17 protein-coding genes are annotated in these 17,088 nt (G+C 40.0%); 5 read left to right on the top strand and 12 right to left on the bottom strand.

Going from position 1 to position 17,088, the window contains the following annotated elements:
• Positions 1-325 precede the first annotated feature (325 nt).
• The gene (locus A6M13_RS06405) at positions 326-1,189 is read right to left on the bottom strand and encodes a nucleotidyltransferase-like protein (RefSeq protein ID WP_066544001.1); all 864 of its coding nucleotides are present in this window, start codon (positions 1,187-1,189) and stop codon (positions 326-328) included.
• 205 nt (positions 1,190-1,394) lie between these two features.
• On the opposite strand from A6M13_RS06405, the gene A6M13_RS06410 reads away from it, so the two are divergent.
• On the top strand, positions 1,395-1,745 hold the full coding sequence (locus A6M13_RS06410; protein WP_066544002.1) for a YgzB family protein: 351 nt from the start codon (positions 1,395-1,397) through the stop codon (positions 1,743-1,745).
• 34 nt (positions 1,746-1,779) lie between these two features.
• Here A6M13_RS06410 and perR read toward each other — a convergent pair whose 3' ends face one another.
• The 3 genes from perR to bcp all read right to left on the bottom strand — a co-directional run bounded on the left by perR (position 1,780) and on the right by bcp (position 3,756).
• Positions 1,780-2,229: a peroxide-responsive transcriptional repressor PerR gene (gene perR, locus A6M13_RS06415; RefSeq protein ID WP_066544003.1), complete on the bottom strand. Its 450-nt coding sequence runs from the start codon at positions 2,227-2,229 to the stop codon at positions 1,780-1,782.
• 107 nt (positions 2,230-2,336) lie between these two features.
• Positions 2,337-3,284 (bottom strand): D-2-hydroxyacid dehydrogenase, encoded by a 948-nt coding sequence (locus tag A6M13_RS06420; RefSeq protein ID WP_066544004.1) that lies wholly within the window; start codon positions 3,282-3,284, stop codon positions 2,337-2,339.
• Between the two features lie 13 nt (positions 3,285-3,297).
• The gene (gene bcp, locus A6M13_RS06425; RefSeq protein ID WP_066544005.1) at positions 3,298-3,756 is read right to left on the bottom strand and encodes a thioredoxin-dependent thiol peroxidase; all 459 of its coding nucleotides are present in this window, start codon (positions 3,754-3,756) and stop codon (positions 3,298-3,300) included.
• 141 nt (positions 3,757-3,897) lie between these two features.
• Between bcp and A6M13_RS06430 the strand changes: the two genes are divergently transcribed.
• From A6M13_RS06430 to A6M13_RS06440, 3 genes are all read left to right on the top strand, one after another.
• Positions 3,898-5,193 (top strand): glutamate-1-semialdehyde 2,1-aminomutase, encoded by a 1,296-nt coding sequence (locus A6M13_RS06430; protein WP_066544007.1) that lies wholly within the window; start codon positions 3,898-3,900, stop codon positions 5,191-5,193.
• Between the two features lie 157 nt (positions 5,194-5,350).
• Complete coding sequence (locus tag A6M13_RS06435; RefSeq protein ID WP_066544010.1) at positions 5,351-6,442, top strand: FUSC family protein; 1,092 nt, start codon at positions 5,351-5,353, stop codon at positions 6,440-6,442.
• Positions 6,443-6,667: 225 nt separating this feature from the next.
• Complete coding sequence (locus A6M13_RS06440) at positions 6,668-8,017, top strand: O-antigen ligase family protein (protein ID WP_066544012.1); 1,350 nt, start codon at positions 6,668-6,670, stop codon at positions 8,015-8,017.
• 37 nt (positions 8,018-8,054) lie between these two features.
• Here A6M13_RS06440 and A6M13_RS06445 read toward each other — a convergent pair whose 3' ends face one another.
• The 3 genes from A6M13_RS06445 to mutY form a co-directional block, all read right to left on the bottom strand.
• Complete coding sequence (locus tag A6M13_RS06445) at positions 8,055-9,797, bottom strand: ABC transporter ATP-binding protein (RefSeq protein WP_066544013.1); 1,743 nt, start codon at positions 9,795-9,797, stop codon at positions 8,055-8,057.
• A gap of 140 nt (positions 9,798-9,937) precedes the next feature.
• Entirely contained in the window at positions 9,938-10,483 is a 546-nt protein-coding gene (gene ntdP / locus A6M13_RS06450; RefSeq protein ID WP_066544015.1) for a nucleoside tri-diphosphate phosphatase, read from the bottom strand.
• A 104-nt stretch (positions 10,484-10,587) separates the two neighbouring features.
• Positions 10,588-11,625: an A/G-specific adenine glycosylase gene (mutY, locus tag A6M13_RS06455; protein ID WP_066544022.1), complete on the bottom strand. Its 1,038-nt coding sequence runs from the start codon at positions 11,623-11,625 to the stop codon at positions 10,588-10,590.
• A 99-nt stretch (positions 11,626-11,724) separates the two neighbouring features.
• On the opposite strand from mutY, the gene A6M13_RS06460 reads away from it, so the two are divergent.
• Positions 11,725-12,756: a metal-dependent hydrolase gene (locus A6M13_RS06460; protein WP_066544025.1), complete on the top strand. Its 1,032-nt coding sequence runs from the start codon at positions 11,725-11,727 to the stop codon at positions 12,754-12,756.
• Positions 12,757-13,008: 252 nt separating this feature from the next.
• Here the strand turns inward: A6M13_RS06460 and A6M13_RS06465 are convergent, their stop codons facing one another.
• The 5 genes from A6M13_RS06465 to recX all read right to left on the bottom strand — a co-directional run bounded on the left by A6M13_RS06465 (position 13,009) and on the right by recX (position 17,058).
• The gene (locus tag A6M13_RS06465) at positions 13,009-13,917 is read right to left on the bottom strand and encodes an NAD(P)H-dependent flavin oxidoreductase (RefSeq protein WP_066544028.1); all 909 of its coding nucleotides are present in this window, start codon (positions 13,915-13,917) and stop codon (positions 13,009-13,011) included.
• Between the two features lie 13 nt (positions 13,918-13,930).
• Entirely contained in the window at positions 13,931-15,421 is a 1,491-nt protein-coding gene (locus A6M13_RS06470; RefSeq protein WP_066544031.1) for a class I adenylate-forming enzyme family protein, read from the bottom strand.
• Positions 15,422-15,658: 237 nt separating this feature from the next.
• The gene (locus A6M13_RS06475) at positions 15,659-15,925 is read right to left on the bottom strand and encodes a YfhJ family protein (RefSeq protein ID WP_066544034.1); all 267 of its coding nucleotides are present in this window, start codon (positions 15,923-15,925) and stop codon (positions 15,659-15,661) included.
• A 1-nt stretch (position 15,926) separates the two neighbouring features.
• Positions 15,927-16,256, bottom strand: coding sequence for a YfhH family protein (locus A6M13_RS06480; RefSeq protein ID WP_066544041.1), 330 nt, complete (start codon positions 16,254-16,256; stop codon positions 15,927-15,929).
• Complete coding sequence (gene recX / locus A6M13_RS06485; RefSeq protein ID WP_066544043.1) at positions 16,249-17,058, bottom strand: recombination regulator RecX; 810 nt, start codon at positions 17,056-17,058, stop codon at positions 16,249-16,251. The genes A6M13_RS06480 and recX overlap by 8 nt, the downstream gene beginning before the upstream one ends.
• Positions 17,059-17,088 lie beyond the last annotated feature (30 nt).

Below are 17,088 nucleotides of genomic sequence, written 5' to 3' on the forward strand. Positions count from 1 at the left end.
TGTTTCATCAACGTTTGTTGTTCAGTTTTCAAGGTTCATGTTGCGCTGTGTTATCAGCGACTTCTTATACTTTAACATCCTTACTTTCGAGCGTCAAGTACTTTTTCAAAAAAACTTTTTCGTTCGTTTCAGTCGTTAATTTTGCCATCACTTATTAGCGACAAGCTTTATATTAAAGACTATTTGCTGTTTCGTCAACAGATTTCATAAAAAAGTTTTCCATTTCTAAAAGAAATAATATTATGAATTGAATAACATTTCTTCTAAAAGAAAACGTAATATAGGAAATTTCTCAACGGAAAAATCACCTACATTACATTATACATTATTTCACTTTATAATGGCGATGGAAAATCACATCATTTTTAGAAGCTACCGGTTCCATCTCGATAAAGCCTTTCTCGACTAAGTACTCGATGAACACTTCTAAATCCTTTGAATAAATGCTCAGCTCCTCGTGTTCATGTAATTCTTGAATCGTCCATGAGCTTCGGGCACTCATTACTTCTAATATATGTACAGCGCCATCCGCTGTTCGTGAATGAATCATAAACTCGCTTGCTAAAAACAATAATTCTAAACGCTTATCAATCGGTTCATCGCTTAGCATCAATTCTTCATATAATTTATAAATTGCAGGCTCTATCTTTTTCACTTGCGACCAAACCGTTACTTCTGGATACATCCCACTATCGATGACCGAGAGTCGTGCTAAATGATGCAGTGAATCAACAACTGGTAAGTACGCGTCCAAATATTTCTTTTGTTCGAATAGTTCTTTCCCTTCAATATAGCGACGAATTAACATCGCGAATTGAATGCCCGTTTTAATTTTGCGCCCAGCAAGTGGGAACGATTGCAACTCGAACTTAAGTGTATGTAGAAACTCATTGCGATCAAAGATTACTTTCCCGTGGAATAACCAATCGACTAAACGACGGTGCGAGCCAATTAATAACCATTTTCGTAATTGCTTCTCTGTAATTGTATGCATGACCGCTTTTTGGTCATTGAAAACGTAATGCTTCGTCAGCATTTGTTGCTCCGCTTCACTCACGATAATTAATAGCACTTTATCAAACGTATCCGTTATATTCGATTCGTTTATTTTTTTATCAACTAAAATGATTCCTAATGTTTCTGGGTGACTAGCTCGTTCCTGATAAATCGGACGCAGCACGTGTTCCACACCGACTCCCCCTTTATATAATCAAATTTACTGTTAGCATTATAAATTGATTTGTTGCTATTGTCTCGTATAGTTTTCGACATTCTTAACAAAATTCCTGCTATGTATCGGCGAATGATTTTTATTTACGTTCTACATCATAATGAAGCTATTTTTTCGGTGATTGATACGCTATAGTTAAAGAAAGGACAAGGAGGCGTACATAATGAAGAAATATTCAAGCAAAATCAACAAGATTCGCTCGTTTGCATTATCACTCATTTTCATCGGCTTTGTCGTCATGTACGGAGGGATTTTCTTTAAAAACAATCCATGGCTTGTACTCATCTTTATGTCACTTGGCGTGCTATGTATTTTCGCGAGTACCGCCGTTTATGTGTGGATTGGTTTACTCTCGACAAAAGCCATTGTCATTGAATGTCCTAGCTGTCAAAAACATACGAAAATGCTTGGGCGAGTTGATATGTGTATGTATTGTAATGAACCACTGACACTTGATCCAACGCTAGAAGGAAAAGATTTTGACGAAAGCTACAATAAAAAAGTACGCACATAAAAAAACGCACAGGCAAATTGCCTGTGCGCATTTTTTATTGTGCTTTCATTGCCGAACCTTGGCAAGATGGGCACACACCGTAAATTTCCATACGGTGCATATTTACTTTGAAACCTGTAACGTGTGCTGCAAAATGCTCCACCTCGTCCAGTCCTGGATAATGGAAATCAACAATCGTCCCACAATCTTCGCAAATCATGTGATAGTGATCTGTTGCACCTAAAACAAAATCGAATCGACTTGAAGAATCACCATATGTTAATTCTTTCACTAAGCCCGCTTCACGGAATACGCGTAAATTGTTATATACCGTCGCTACACTCATATTTGGGAATTTCCCTTCGAGTGCTTTATAAATATCGTCAGCTGTAGGATGAGTCATTGATTGAATTAAGAATTCCAAAATCGCATGACGTTGAGGCGTAATGCGAACACCTGTACTTTTCAACGTATCGAGCGCATCTTTTAAATGCAATTCTGACATCGCCATGCACCTACTTTCATTAAATAGTCATTATTAGTTTATAATAGTTATAATTAGTGTATAAAATGAAAGCGCCATCTGTCAACATTTGTGCATAGTATTATCAATTAATATCCTCGTTTTAAGTCCACAATATTCTCTAAATTGCGGTATCCTTGCATAAATTTACGTAAGCTCGGCTTGAAAATAGCTAAGCTACGCTCTACATAGCGTGATGAACGACTTGAAATATGTGGCGAAATAACAACTCCATCTAATGTCCAAAGTTCACTATCTTTTGATAATGGTTCTTCGTCAAATACATCCAATACGACCGAGGCAATTTGTCCTTCCTTCAACGCACCGATTAGTACGCTTTCTTCCACAATATTGCTGCGACCAAAATTCATGAAGATTGCCGTTTCTTTCATGCTGACAAAATGGTCATATGAAAACAGTCGGTCTGTTTCCTTTGTTTTTGGAAGCAGTGATAGCACGATATCTGCATTTGGCAAATAATCTTTTAGCTTTTCAAATGTAATTGTTTCATCCATATACTTGGCACGTTCGCCTGAGCGATTACAGCCAATCGTTGTCACATCGAACTTTTGTAAAATACGTCCGATTTCGCCGCCAATTGCACCTGGACCTAAGATAAGTGCAGTACTACCATTTAACTCTTCTTGGCGTACATCTTGACTCCACTCGCCTTTTTTCTTCTGCTCATACATCCAAGGAATGGCACGTTTTAATGCTAAAATATGGCCGATAATTGATTCAGCCATAGGTTTTTTATGAATCCCTCGTACATTCGAAACAATAATATTACGTTCTACAATTGCTTGTGCTGGTAACTTTTCGATGCCTGCCGATGCAACGAAAATCCATTGCAACTGAGGCGCTTTTTCAAGCATGTCCTCCGTTACATCTTCACCATATGTTAATAATACATTTGCCGTTGCTAATGCTTCTTCATTTACATCATGCGGTGCAAATGTAAATGTCGCATTTGGAAAATCCGCCATTAAAGGCTCTCGTAAGTCGGGTCGAATAAAAAATGAAACATAAACGTGCATAGTGAAACACTCCTTATTGTTGTAAAGTCGATAATACGTCTGCAATGTGACCTTTCACTTTTACTTTTCGCCACTCGCCTATTACTTTTCCTTCTTCATCAATTAAAAAAGTAGAACGCTCAATACCCATATATTCACGTCCATACATTTTTTTCAGTACCCATACACCATACTGTTCAGCTACTGTATGTTCACTATCTACTAATAATGAAAAAGGTAAACCGTGTTTATCAATAAATTTCGTGTGCCTCTTCTCATCATCTGGACTTACACCTAAAATGACTGCATTCAATGCCGAAAAATCTTCATACGCGTCACGGAAATCACATGCCTCTGTTGTACAACCTGGTGTTGCATCTTTCGGATAAAAATAAAGCACGACATATTTGCCACGATAATCGGATAACGATACATCTTCACCTTGTTCATTACGCAATGTAAAATTTGGCGCTTCTTTATGTAATAATTCCACTGTAAATCCCTCCAGTCTTTCTAATATCGTACCCGACTGCGCTTGATTCAGCAATTTCTTTGGCATAACTTTTCAATTAGGTCTACAATAAAGAAAATAACCAGAGACTACATATGTCCTGAAAGTTTGACGGAGGTATTTATGAACCATTCAAAATCAGAAGCATTACACAAGGAAGCACTTGAACATATCGTTGGTGGCGTAAACAGCCCATCTCGTTCGTACAAAGCAGTTGGCGGCGGTGCACCCGTTGCGATGGATTACGGGAAAGGTGCGTACTTTTACGATATCGACGGTAACCGCTATATTGACTATTTAGCTGCATACGGTCCGATTGTAACGGGACACGGTCATCCGCATATCGCAAAAGCGATTGCTCACGCTGCAGAAACGGGCACATTATTTGGCACACCGACAAAGCATGAAGTGAAATTTGCCAAAATGTTAAAAGATGCATTCCCTTCAATGGATAAAGTGCGCTTTAACAACTCAGGTACTGAAGCTGTTATGACGACAGTACGTGTAGCACGTGCATATACAGGGCGCACAAAAATTATGAAATTTGAAGGCTGTTACCATGGACACTTCGACCAAGTACTTGTAGCAGCTGGCTCTGGTCCTGCAACGCTTGGCTCTCCTGACTCAGCAGGTGTTCCAGAATCAGTGGCGATTGAAGTCATTACTGTACCGTTCAACGATCCAGAAGCATACATTGCGGCAATGGATAAATGGGATGGGCAAATCGCCGGCATTTTAGTAGAACCAATCGTTGGGAACTTCGGTATTGTTGAACCGAATCCAGGTTTCTTAAAAGTGGTACATGATGTAGCAAAAGAAAAAGGCTCATTAGTTATTTATGATGAAGTGATTACCGCATTCCGCTTCCACTACGGCGGTGCACAAACATTACTTGGCTTCGAACCAGATTTAACAGCGCTTGGGAAAGTTATCGGCGGTGGCTTACCAATCGGCGCGTACGGTGGTAAACAAGAAATTATGGAAACCGTTGCACCTTTAGGACCTGCATATCAAGCAGGTACAATGGCTGGTAACCCAGCAAGTATGCAAGCGGGTATTGCGTGCTTAGAAGTGTTAGCACAAGAAGGTATTTATGAGGAAATGGATCGTCTTGGTGCAATTCTTGAAAAAGGCTTAGTAGAAGCAGCTGCAAAATACAATGTACCTGTCACGGTGAACCGTTTAAAAGGGGCGTTAGCTGTTTACTTTGTTGAGCAAGCTGGGCAAATCGTTGAAAACTATAAGCAAGCTGAAAATACAGACGGTGAAAAATTTGGCCGCTTCTTTAAATTAATGCTTGAACGTGGTATTAACTTAGCACCATCACGCTATGAAGCATGGTTCTTAACAACAGAGCATACGGAAGCTGATATTTTAGAAACAATTGAAGCAGCTGAGTACGCTTTCTCACAACTGTAATTTCACACATCCGTAGTCAAGAAGCACGGGCGGCATTTTTGTCGCTCTTGCTTCTTTTTTTAACGTCCCATTTAAACATCTCTTTTTTCAGTTGACGCTCGTTCTATTTATCGTTTACAGTGGATGCACTACACACATATGAAGGTGAGGTTGTACTATGAAAGTAGGGGCTCGCGTTTTAAAAACGGGTGTCGCCATTGTGCTTGCATTATTTGTGGCGCAAATGCTGAATGCACCTGCGCCTGTCTTTGCGGGGATTGCTGCTGTATTTGCGATTCAGCCTTCGATTTACCGCTCCTATTTAACGATTTTAGAACAAATTCAAGGCAATTTAATTGGAGCGATTATTGCCGTTATTTTCGGGCTTATGTTTGGCCATCAGCTTGTAGCTATCGGTATTGCAGCAATTATCGTGATTAGCATTATGATTAAGCTAAAGTTAGACAAAGCGATTTCATTAGCACTTGTTACATTAATCGCCATCATGGAAATTCAAGGTGATGACTTTTTAATGTTTGCCCTTATTCGTTTTGGCACGGTGATGATTGGTGTATTTGCCGCCTTTATCGTTAATTTAATTTTCCTGCCACCGCGCTATGAAGTAAAATTATTCAAGAATATTTATGTGCTGCAAGATGATATCATTCGTTGGACCCGCCTCGCTGTACGTCAAGCATCCGAACATACATCGACAAAAAAGGCATTAACGAAACTCGATAACCGTGTTTCTGAAGTGGCAACACTTTATGATTTGTATAAGGAAGAACGTAACTACGTTCGCAATAAAAAATTTGTCAAAGCACGTAAGCTCGTCGTTTACCGCCAAATGATTACGACAACTCGTAAAAGTTTAGAACTGCTACATCGCTTGCATAAGCATGAAAACGAATTATCGTCATTACCAGACCAATTTAATTTACTGATTCAAACAAGGCTCGATTCTTTATTAACCTATCATGAGCAGTTGTTATTAAAGTTTACGGGCAAGTTAAAGCCAGAGCATTCCAAATGGACGCGAGAAGAGGAATATTTGCGCGGCAATGAAGTGATGGAAGAATTTATTAATCAAATTATTTTATCTCGTGAAAATATTGAGGAAGAGGAATTTTCAAGCTATCATCTTCTTTATATTTTATCGCGTATTTTAGATTATGAAGAAAACTTAGAGCATTTAGATACGCTTATTGTTTCGTATCGAAGCTATCACGGTATCGAAAAAAATATCGACTTGGAACAAGATTTTTATTAAGGGATGCCTTGCTGTACCGGACATGTTTTATCGGTACAGTTTTTTTATGCTTTTTTCACAAATCTTTTGAACCTCTTTTTATTTCATGTCGTCTATATAAAGAATTGTTTGCTATAATAGTGTGGTTACTGTCTATAGTTTTGCTTTTTATTTAACGACGGTTATTCTATACTAATAGCTGGTATAAAATACGAACACCTATATTTTTAGTCAAGGAGATTTCACATGCTTACTCGTAATAAGTTAGTACCTATTTTTTTGGTCTTTTTATTACTTCAACCAGTACTTGATGTGCTAACAAACCTGCTAATGAACACATTTGGCATTAATATGTCACTTGGTATTATCGTTCGTACGCTCGTGATGCTAGGCTTCATGTTATTTGTGTTCAAAGAAGTATTATCTAATAAAGATCGATTTTGGATGTTCCATGTTGGCGCAATTGCGTTTATCGCTGGTATGCAGTTCATCGCGACACTATTATTTAAAGAAGGCGCAAGTTTAGGCAGTGAAATCACATTTATTGTGAAAACACTGTATCCAGTCGTTTTAATAGTGGCGTTATTTTACTTAATTCGTTCGAAGGAAGATATTCGTCGCTTTTCGAATGTCATTATGATTAACGGTATCGTTATTTCGGCATTTATTTTAGTACCGACATGGTTAAACTTCTCGTTTGATAGTTACGACCACGGGCTAAAAGGAAGTCTTGGCTTCTATTCTTCAGGGAATGAAGTAAGTGCCATTTTAATGTTTACGTATTTCTTTGCGGTGTATACATTGTTCTTCCGCAAAAATGTGATTTTACCATTAATCGCAGTATTTTTAATTACATGGTCTAGTTTCTATGTCGGCACAAAAGTAGCAATCGGTGCGATTTTAGTCATCGCTGTGTTATTTACTTTAGCGATTTTCTTATTCCGTATGAAAAACGTAAAAAAATGGAATGCTATCTTTTTAGTTATTCCGTTCATCTTCTCATTCCTATTCTTCAACGGCGTTCCTGCTGCACAAAATAGTGAAATGGCTGAAGAACAACAAGAAGCACGTAACCAAAAATACGAAACACCAGAGCTTTACTATGAAGCAGATGATGTAGCGCGTATTGCTGAGGTTGTGCGTTTACGTGAAAAAGCTAATCCAATCATTACAAAAATCGTATCGTCTCGTGATATTTACGCGATTGAAACATACGAAGATTACGAACGCGCACATATGATGCGTAAGCTATTTGGTTTAGGCTATGCAGGTGATTATTATGATGATGTCGATGTGAAAATCATCGAGATGGATTTATTCGATTACTTATTCTCGTACGGGATTGTCGGAACGGTTTATTTACTACTAGTTATCGGCTTATTCTTAACGACAATTGTAAAAGCAATATTCCAAACATCAGGCCCAACGCGCGGTAAAGTACTGTATGCATTATTCGCATTTTTACTAGCGATGGCTGTATCAACGCTTGCCGGACATATTTGGTTTGCACCAGCTGTAAGCATTTATTTAGCGGTGATGGTGATTTTCTTATACCGTATTACTCAGTTGGATACATTACCAGACAAATTAGCATAAAAAAAGACTCCGTCGACATATCGACGGAGTCTTTTCATTAATCTAAATGTTGAATTTGGAATAAATCATAATACGCGCCTTGCTTCGCCATTAGTTCTGCGTGCGTACCACTTTCCTTCACTTGCCCATGGTCAATCACAAAAATTGTATCGGCATGTGTAATTGTTGATAGACGGTGCGCAATCATAATCGTTGTACGGTCATGTGCTAAACGCTCAAGCGAATCTTGAATCAGCGCTTCACTTTCTAAATCAAGTGCAGATGTCGCTTCATCTAAAATAAGCACCGGTGGATTTTTTAAGAACACGCGCGCGATTGCCACACGTTGTTTTTGACCACCTGATAGTTTGACGCCACGCTCTCCAACTTTTGTGTCATAACCTTCTGGTAAACTCATAATGAAATCATGTGCATTGGCGGCTTTCGCAGCTGCGATAAGCTCCTCGTCCGTTGCATTTGGATTCCCCATTAAAATATTTTGGCGCACAGAGTCACTAAATAAAATATTGTCTTGTAGCACGATACCCACTTGCGAGCGTAATGACGCAATTGTTGCTTGACGCACGTCTACATCATCAATTTCTACCGCACCACTTGATACATCGTAAAAGCGCGGAATTAAACTAACAATCGTTGACTTACCGCCACCACTCATCCCAACAAATGCGACCGTTTTTCCTGGCTCAATCGTGAAGTTAATATTATTTAAAATCGTTTGCCCATTTTCTTCGTACTTGAACGTTACATTACGGAATACTACCTTTCCTTGTAATGCTGGAAGTACTTGTGCATCTTTAGCATCTTGAATGTCATATTCTTCATCCATTAACTCAAACATACGGTCCATTGACGCAATGGATTGTGTTAATGTTGTTGACGAGCTCATTAAACGGCGCAGCGGTGAATATAGTCGTTCAATATACACAATAAACGCTGCCATTGTACCGATTGTTAAATTCCCTTGAATCACTTCATAGCCTGCATACGCAATGACAAGTAGTGGTGCAATATCAGTAATCGTATTTACCACTGCAAATGATTTGGCGTTCCAGCGTGAATGGTCGAGCGATTTATCTTTAAACTCGTTATTCGTTTCATCAAAAATGCCTTGCTCGTGGCGTTCAAGTGTAAAGCTCTTAATAATACTCATGCCACTGACACGTTCATGCAAGTAACTTTGAACACCCGCTAATGCTTGCGAACGCTTACGTGTTAAATCACGTAATTTACTAAAGAAATATTTCACACTAAATGCATAGAGTGGTAGTGTAATTAACGCCACAATCGTCAGCTTCACATTCATCGTTAACATAATCGCAATGGCAATTAAAATCGTTGCCAAATCAAGCCACATATTCATTAAGCCAATCATGACGAAGTTTTTCGTTTGTTCCACGTCATTAATCACACGTGAAATTACTTCTCCAGCACGTGTATTAGCATAATATTTCATACTTAATTTTTGTAAATGCCCATAAATTTCTTGGCGAATATCAAATAAAATATTGTTTGATATATTTTGCGCAAAGTATTGGCGATAGTATTCTACTGGCGGACGAATAATAAAGAATAAAATAATCGTTCCACCAATCCAGTACGCAAGCTGTGTTGTCTTCTCCTCGACAGACATCGTGCCCCCGATAATATCATCGATAATAATTTGAATGAGTAGCGGTGTAAACAACGGAATCGCAAACTTCAAAATTCCGATAAACATTGTTATTGTTAGTAAACCCCAGTACGGACTTACAAATCGCATATAACGTTTAATACTTCCCAATCAATCACCCTCATTTTTTATTTTTTTCACACAAGGGTTAATTATCTCACTTTTTGTACTAAAAATCGAATAACTTGCTCGGCAAAACGACAAAAAGGAGCACCATTCAAAACAAAGCTGTTTTGAACAGTGCTCGGCTTTTACTCTTGCGCATGAATTTCACGCAATAATTGATAGCGGCTTGTCCAGGCAGTAATGAAATCTGGCGCAAATGGTCCTCTACGCTGATGAATCCAACTAATTAATTTATCGACATTACGCTTTAAAATCTTGTCGATTACTTCTGGATATGCCATTTCTTTACGGTGTTGCTCGTACTCATCCTCATCTAACAGAGTATAGCTCATATCAGGGAATACTTTGACATCTAAATCATAATCAATATACTTCAATGCATGATTATCGAACACAAAAGGCGAACTAATATTGCAATAGTAGTACACGCCGTCACTACGCAGCATACAAATAATGTTAAACCAATGCTCGGCATGGAAATAACAAATGGATGGTTCTCGTGTTAACCACGTTCTCCCGTCGGATTCCGTTACGAGTGTGCGTTCATTTGCACCGATGACGATGTTTTTTGTCCCTTTTAAAACCATTGTTTCTTGCCAGACGCGGTGGATACGACCATTATGTTTATAACTGTGGATTTGTATTGTTTCGCCCTCTACTGGTACTGCCATATGAAAGCCCACCTTTTCGTCTTACACGTTTATATAGTAATCTTCTTTATTATAACAATGTCAACCTCAAAGGTGTAGAGTGAAACACTATTTTATAAAACTTTCTACCGTGGCAACGCATGCCAAATCTTCAACATTGGCACAGGCATCGGGAGCTTTTCAATTTGTTCAGCATCGTACCACGCTGGATGCTCCCCTTTCACATCAGCAATATAAACATCCATATGCCACACTAAATGTGAAAAGACATGCTTAAAGCTCATCAAATGGTCTTGCGTCACAATTTGTGCCGCTTCTGTTTGCTCAACGATTTGTGGCGTAAATACACCTTCCCCACGCTCGACCATGACAAACTGCCACATATTCGCTAGCAATCCACTTGATGCGCGTTGTTCTAATTTGTAACGCCCAGCCTCATCACGCAATACAAATACATCATAATAAAGTGGCTTCGTTTTTACTTTTTTCGTTTTGACCGGTAGCTTTTCCGGCTCGCCTTCTTCAAACGCAATGCAATAATCTCGCACAGGACACAGTAAACATTTCGGTGACGTTGGCGTACAAATTAATGCACCTAGCTCCATTAAGCCTTGGTTAAATGAAGAAGCATTCTCATGGTCAATTAACATATCCACTGCCGCTTCAAATGTTTTCTTTGTTTTTGGCACAGCAATATCTTCGTGAATATTTAGCACACGGCTAAGAACACGCATGACATTGCCATCTACCGCATGCTCTGGCACACCGTAGGCAATGCTGAGTACTGCGCCTGCTGTATACGGGCCGACCCCTTTTAACTTCGAAATTTCCTCACGTGTATTCGGGACAACACCATCGTATTGTTCGACAACCTCACGTACGCCTGCTTGTAAGTTACGCGCGCGCGAATAGTAGCCTAACCCTTCCCATTGCTTCAATAAAACGTCTTCATCTGCTTGCGCTAATTGCTCCATCGTCGGAAAAATCTCTAAAAAACGGGTATAGTATGGTATCACCGTATCTACACGCGTTTGTTGAAGCATCACTTCTGATACCCAAATTTTATAAGGGTCCTTTGTGTGACGCCATGGTAAATCTCGTTGCTCTCGTTCAAACCATGTGACAAGCGCATGGCGGAACTGTTCAATATATGGATATTGCATACGTTCACCTCTATAACATTCTTTTCTTTTCGATCTAAAAAAAGTACACTAAAGATATATCGTTTATCCGTTCGACCTTTAGTAAGGGAGTTGATTTTGTTGGATACTGGTACTCACGTTGTCATGGGCATTGCGCTCAGTGGTCTCGCACTTGCTGACCCTGTTACAGCTGACCCTGTCACATACACAGCTATCGTAGCCGGTGTCATGCTTGGTTCTCAAGCTCCCGACATCGACACGGTGTTAAAGCTTCGCAATAATGCCGTTTATATTCGCAATCATCGCGGCATCACACATTCTGTGCCAGCCGTTATTCTTTGGCCTATCGCGATTACGGCGGTGCTCTTATTATTTTTACCGGACGCCAATTGGTTACATCTTTGGCTTTGGACATTCTTAGCTGTTTTTTTACATGTCTTTGTTGATATTTTTAACGCTTACGGCACACAAGCACTTCGCCCGTTCTCGAAACAATGGGTAGCCCTTGGTGTCATCAATACATTCGACCCGTTCATTTTTACAGCACATTGCCTCGGCATTCTTGCATGGCTTTTAGGCGCAAACCCTATTGTAACGTTTAGTGTCATGTACGTCATTATTATTGGCTATTATATTGTACGCTTTGCGGTGCAAAATGCAATTAAGAGCGCTGTTGCCCATACATTACAAGATGAAGAATTTATTATCGTCGCTCCTACGATGCGCTTTTGGTATTGGCGAATTGCCGCACGTTCAAAAACACATTATTATGTCGGACGTGCGTATGGTCGCTCTGTCACAATTTATGACAAGTTTCCGATTGAGACATTGCCGCAAACACCCATTACAAAGGCGGCACTTGCCGATGCAAATTTACAAGCGTTCACATCGTTCTCGTCCATTTATCGCTGGGATATTTCAGAACTTGAAAATGGCTTGACCGAAGTACGTCTTATTGATTTACGTTATCGCAGTAACGAACGCTATCCATTCGTCGCAGTTGCACACGTAAACGACGATGCAGAAGTCGTAACTTCTTACACAGGATGGATTTATCAAGAGGATAAATTACAGAAGAAACTGCTAATTGGCTCTGGTAATGAGCCGCGTCGTTTCAATAAACTTACCCAAAAATTTATGCGACAATCATAAAAAGGAGGCTGGGACAGAAGGGTAATTCAAATCAATCCCAACGATGTTCGATGATATATATTTGATACGTCGTCGTTAAATGAAGAGCGGACTTCTAGCGGAACAGTACGAGCGAGAGACTACAGGCTCGAGCCGTACCGCAGAAAAGCCTGCTCGAAAATTTACGACGACGAAAGCAGAAAAGTGTTAGGAGAAATGACGAGATTTCTCCTAACACTTTGTTTTGTCTCAGCCTCTTTATGTTCGTGAATGTTACGCTTCGACATGTAACTTCGCAATACGTGCAATGGCCTCGTCATACTCTTGTTGTAATTGCTGGGCGATTTCTGCAATCGTTTGACGCTTCGTGACATTCCCAATACCTTGTCCTGCTGACCAAATATCTTTCCACGCTTTCGCATCGGTCATGCCTGAAAAATCCAGCTTCCCTTTTGACGTTAATGTTTTCGGGTCAATGCCCGCTTGTACAATTGATGGAATTAAATAGTTCGCATGTACGCCACTAAATGCATCCGTATACAGTACATCCTCAATCTCACTCGTAATGAGCATGTCTTTTAATTCCTCTGATGTATTACTTTCAGCCGCCGTCATAAAGCGCGTACCAATATAAGCGTAATCAGCGCCTATTAATTGTGCTGCCGCAATATCTTGCCCGCTTGAAATCGTACCTGATAAACAAATCGTGCCCGTGAAAAATTTACGTACTTCTGCAACAAATGCAAATGGATTCAATGTACCACCATGACCACCCGCTCCAGCACAAACAAGCACTAACCCATCAACGCCAGCTTGAGCCGCTTTTTTCGCATGCTTTACATAAATGACATCGGTATAAACTTTGCCACCATATGCATGCACAATGTCCACAACCGGCGATGGATTACCAAGTGATGTAATCACAATTGGGGGCTCATACTCCCGAATAAGTGCTAAGTCTTCCGCATAACGTGCATTTTCGCGCTCATGGCAAATAAAATTCACACCCCAAGGCTCTGTCGGTAATGCCTCTTTAATTTGTGTTAACCATTTCGCACACGCCTCAACAGGTCGTGCATTCAGTAGTGGAAATGTTCCGACCATCCCTGCCTTGGCGGACGCAATCACCATTTGTGGTGTCGAGATTAAAAACATCGGTGCAACAATAATTGGTAATGTCATGTATATATCCCCCTTAAGTTGTTGGTCGTAATGTATGCTTTAATACTTTTCCTGATGCATTTCGTGGCAATTCGTCTAAATACGCAACCTCGGCAGGTACTTTATATTTCGCCAAACGTTCAAATGCATACGCTAAAATCGCCTCTTCACTAATGTGCTCGCCTTCTTTTAACACGACATATGCTTTTGGCACTTCCCCATACACTTCATGTGGCACACCTACAACTGCCGCTTCTAAAATTTGTGGAATTTGATACAGCACATCTTCCACTTCAATTGGATACACATTTTCGCCGCCGCGATTAATCATATCTTTCTTACGGTCAACAATGTATAAATAGCCGTTGTCGTCAAAGCGCCCTAAATCACCGCTATAAAGCCAGCCTTGCTGGATCGTACGCGACGTTTCTTCCGGATTGCGTAAATAGCCAAGCATCACTTGCGGCCCTTTCACTGTAATTTCACCAACTTCGCCAATTGGCACTTCCTCGCCAAGTGTATTGACGACACGCACCGCTGTTTTTGGTAACGGTTTACCGACTGACCCAATTTTCTCAAGCGCATCTTCATCGAGGAGAGACGTGGCTGCTGGTGAATTTTCCGTTTGACCATATAGATTTTGTACACGTACATGTGGGAATGTTTCTTTTAATTTTTTCACCATTTCATATGGCATCGGTGCTGCACCGTAACAAAATAAACGAAGCTTCGTAAAGTTTAATGTTTTTGTGTCAGGTCGATTCAGTAAAATTGTGTACATCGCCGGTACACCAAAGAACATCGTCGCTTCTGTGTTTACTAAATCTTCAAGCGTCGTTGCTGGTGAAAATGCCTCTGAAATAATGACTGTGCCGCCAACATGAAGCGTCGGCACAGCAAATACTTGTAACCCTGCACAGTGGAATAATGGCGTACAAATATACATGCGGTCTTCATTAGTCATGCGCATCGACTGTGTCCAAATTTCTGCTGCCTCAAAAATATTACGCTGTGACAACATGACCCCTTTTGGTTTACCTGTCGTGCCCGATGTGTACATCACAACGGCCATTTCATCCGCATCCATGCTGTAGGCGGAATACTGTAACCCTTCATTTGATAAAACTTGTTCAAGTGTCGCTTCCCCTTCACGCACAAGACGTTCTTCAAATGGATGTGTCGTCGCTACTACTTTACTCGCTAATGCTTCATCATAAATTAATACCTTCGCTTCTGAATGCTTAAAAATATAATCAATCTCTGGCACGGCGAGCTTTGTATTCACCGGCATCACCGTTGCACCAGCTAATTGCACGCCATAATACGAAACTAGTAAATCATCGGAATTTTGAAGAACAAGCGCAACAATATCTCCTTTCCCATAACCTTGTTGCTGTAAATAGGCTGCTAAACGCGTTGCCCGTATGTAAAACTGTTCGTACGATAATTCTTTTCCGTTAAAATGCGTTGCGATTGCTGCTCCGTCACGCTCAACAAATTTTTGTAAACGACTTGTTACTAACATATGCGACACCCCTCCGAAAAATGATGTAACGATTATATGTAGTGTAAATGATTCACCGTTCATTTGTAAACAAATAGAAAACAAAATAATCGCACAAAAGAGATTTAACGAAACACAAAAAAGAAAAACCTTCAACTTTAATCATTAAAGGTTTTCCTTTTTATTCAGTGCTATTCCATATAGCGGACGCTTTTTATGGGCAGAAACAAATCTCTCCGTCTCTTTCTACCTTACCGTTTATGAAAAATCTTCACTTTCATCTAATAAATGAATATATTTCGGATTACGCCCGGCAAACTCATGTAGTTGGTCACCGTATGCTTGAATCCATTGTAAAATAATACGCTCGATAACAGCTGGGTCTGGCTTACCGTAACCTGCGCGCGCAGAACTCGCTTCAAAATCTGACCATAATAATTCCATCCACGTACGTGCTTTTGCAGCAGAAATATCATTATTTTTAGCAAGTAGCGCATTTGTTAATTCATGAATTTTTGCTTCCATATTACTTCCCTGCTTTCATCGGAGCTAATAATGCAACCGGTAATGCTTCTTCACGGCGGTTACCACTTAAACGGTAGCCCCATGCAAAACGTCCTTTTAAATATTCCACTTGGAAAAACTCGCCCGGTGTTCCGTCAATACGGTACATCTCGCCCGGCACGATTGTTTCTAAATCTACTAAATAAGACGCCGCCATTAACATTTTGCGCTCGTATACCGCAAACTCATTAATGATGCCCATCGCTTCTGCTTTACGCGCTTTCTCACGTAAATTTGCCACCTCTTGACGTAACTCTTGCTCGGTCATACTTGCGTAATTAATTTCATTCATTGTGCTCGTTCTCCTTTTGTTCAATAAACTGGTCAATGACATCCATTGGAAAGCCCTTTTGATACAAGCCTTGTTTCACGCGCATACGCAAGTCATATCCTTCGTACTTCGCTGCGTATTTGCGCCATAACTTTTCACCTTGTCCATCGATTAAAGCTGTCCACTCGTCGTCATCCCGCTTCAACGTTATATTGTCTAATACTGTTGTAATAATCGCAAATGAATAGCCTTTACGCAACAGTAAGTCTTGAATTTTTTGTTTTACTTGTGTCGGTGTTTTTTTCGTCTCACTTCTTACAAGCTTTTCTGCAAGGGCAAGTGCAATGTCGACTTGCTGTTCTTCGCTATACTGCGTCAGTACTTGCTGCTGTAATTCTTTATCAATGCCCTTTTTTTGCATATCTTGTGCAATGGCACGCGGTCCTTTTTTTTGCGTTTTCTTTTTCGTTTCAAGCAACGCTTTTGAATAAGCTTCATCATTTAAAAACCCGTATTGATAGAGCTTTTGAATCGCTTCTAAAATTACCGCTTCCCCAAACTCTAATTTTTTCAGCTTTTCTTTTACTTCATGCTCACTACGCATTTGAAAACTTAAAAAGCCGAGCGCTTTATTAAAAGCTTTCCGAATTTCCTCTTCATATGCAATTTCCCCCATATCAAATTCATCGAGCACTTTTCCTTTTTTCAACTCGAACTGAATAAGTACCGCTTCATCAACGGCAAAGGCATATTCCTCATTAATAAAAATATTGTAGCGCTGGTCATTGTTCTTTTGACGCGTAATTTTCGTAATTTGCTTCATGCTCTCACCGTCCTTTATGTTTTGAATTCG

It is taken from the genome of Caryophanon tenue, assembly GCF_001700315.1.
Lineage (GTDB): Bacteria > Bacillota > Bacilli > Bacillales_A > Planococcaceae > Caryophanon > Caryophanon tenue.

What these genes read in the sequence shown, in the direction of transcription:
- A6M13_RS06440 (WP_066544012.1), top strand. Translation starts at nt 6,668, where the DNA reads ATGCTTACTCGTAATAAGTTAGTACCTATTTTTTTGGTCTTTTTATTA.
- perR (WP_066544003.1), bottom strand. Translation starts at nt 2,229, where the DNA reads ATGTCAGAATTGCATTTAAAAGATGCGCTCGATACGTTGAAAAGTACA.
- A6M13_RS06480 (WP_066544041.1), bottom strand. Translation starts at nt 16,256, where the DNA reads ATGAATGAAATTAATTACGCAAGTATGACCGAGCAAGAGTTACGTCAA.
- A6M13_RS06475 (WP_066544034.1), bottom strand. Translation starts at nt 15,925, where the DNA reads ATGGAAGCAAAAATTCATGAATTAACAAATGCGCTACTTGCTAAAAAT.
- A6M13_RS06470 (WP_066544031.1), bottom strand. Translation starts at nt 15,421, where the DNA reads ATGTTAGTAACAAGTCGTTTACAAAAATTTGTTGAGCGTGACGGAGCA.
- mutY (WP_066544022.1), bottom strand. Translation starts at nt 11,625, where the DNA reads ATGCAATATCCATATATTGAACAGTTCCGCCATGCGCTTGTCACATGG.
- A6M13_RS06410 (WP_066544002.1), top strand. Translation starts at nt 1,395, where the DNA reads ATGAAGAAATATTCAAGCAAAATCAACAAGATTCGCTCGTTTGCATTA.
- ntdP (WP_066544015.1), bottom strand. Translation starts at nt 10,483, where the DNA reads ATGGCAGTACCAGTAGAGGGCGAAACAATACAAATCCACAGTTATAAA.
- A6M13_RS06435 (WP_066544010.1), top strand. Translation starts at nt 5,351, where the DNA reads ATGAAAGTAGGGGCTCGCGTTTTAAAAACGGGTGTCGCCATTGTGCTT.
- A6M13_RS06430 (WP_066544007.1), top strand. Translation starts at nt 3,898, where the DNA reads ATGAACCATTCAAAATCAGAAGCATTACACAAGGAAGCACTTGAACAT.
- recX (WP_066544043.1), bottom strand. Translation starts at nt 17,058, where the DNA reads ATGAAGCAAATTACGAAAATTACGCGTCAAAAGAACAATGACCAGCGC.
- A6M13_RS06420 (WP_066544004.1), bottom strand. Translation starts at nt 3,284, where the DNA reads ATGCACGTTTATGTTTCATTTTTTATTCGACCCGACTTACGAGAGCCT.
- A6M13_RS06465 (WP_066544028.1), bottom strand. Translation starts at nt 13,917, where the DNA reads ATGACATTACCAATTATTGTTGCACCGATGTTTTTAATCTCGACACCA.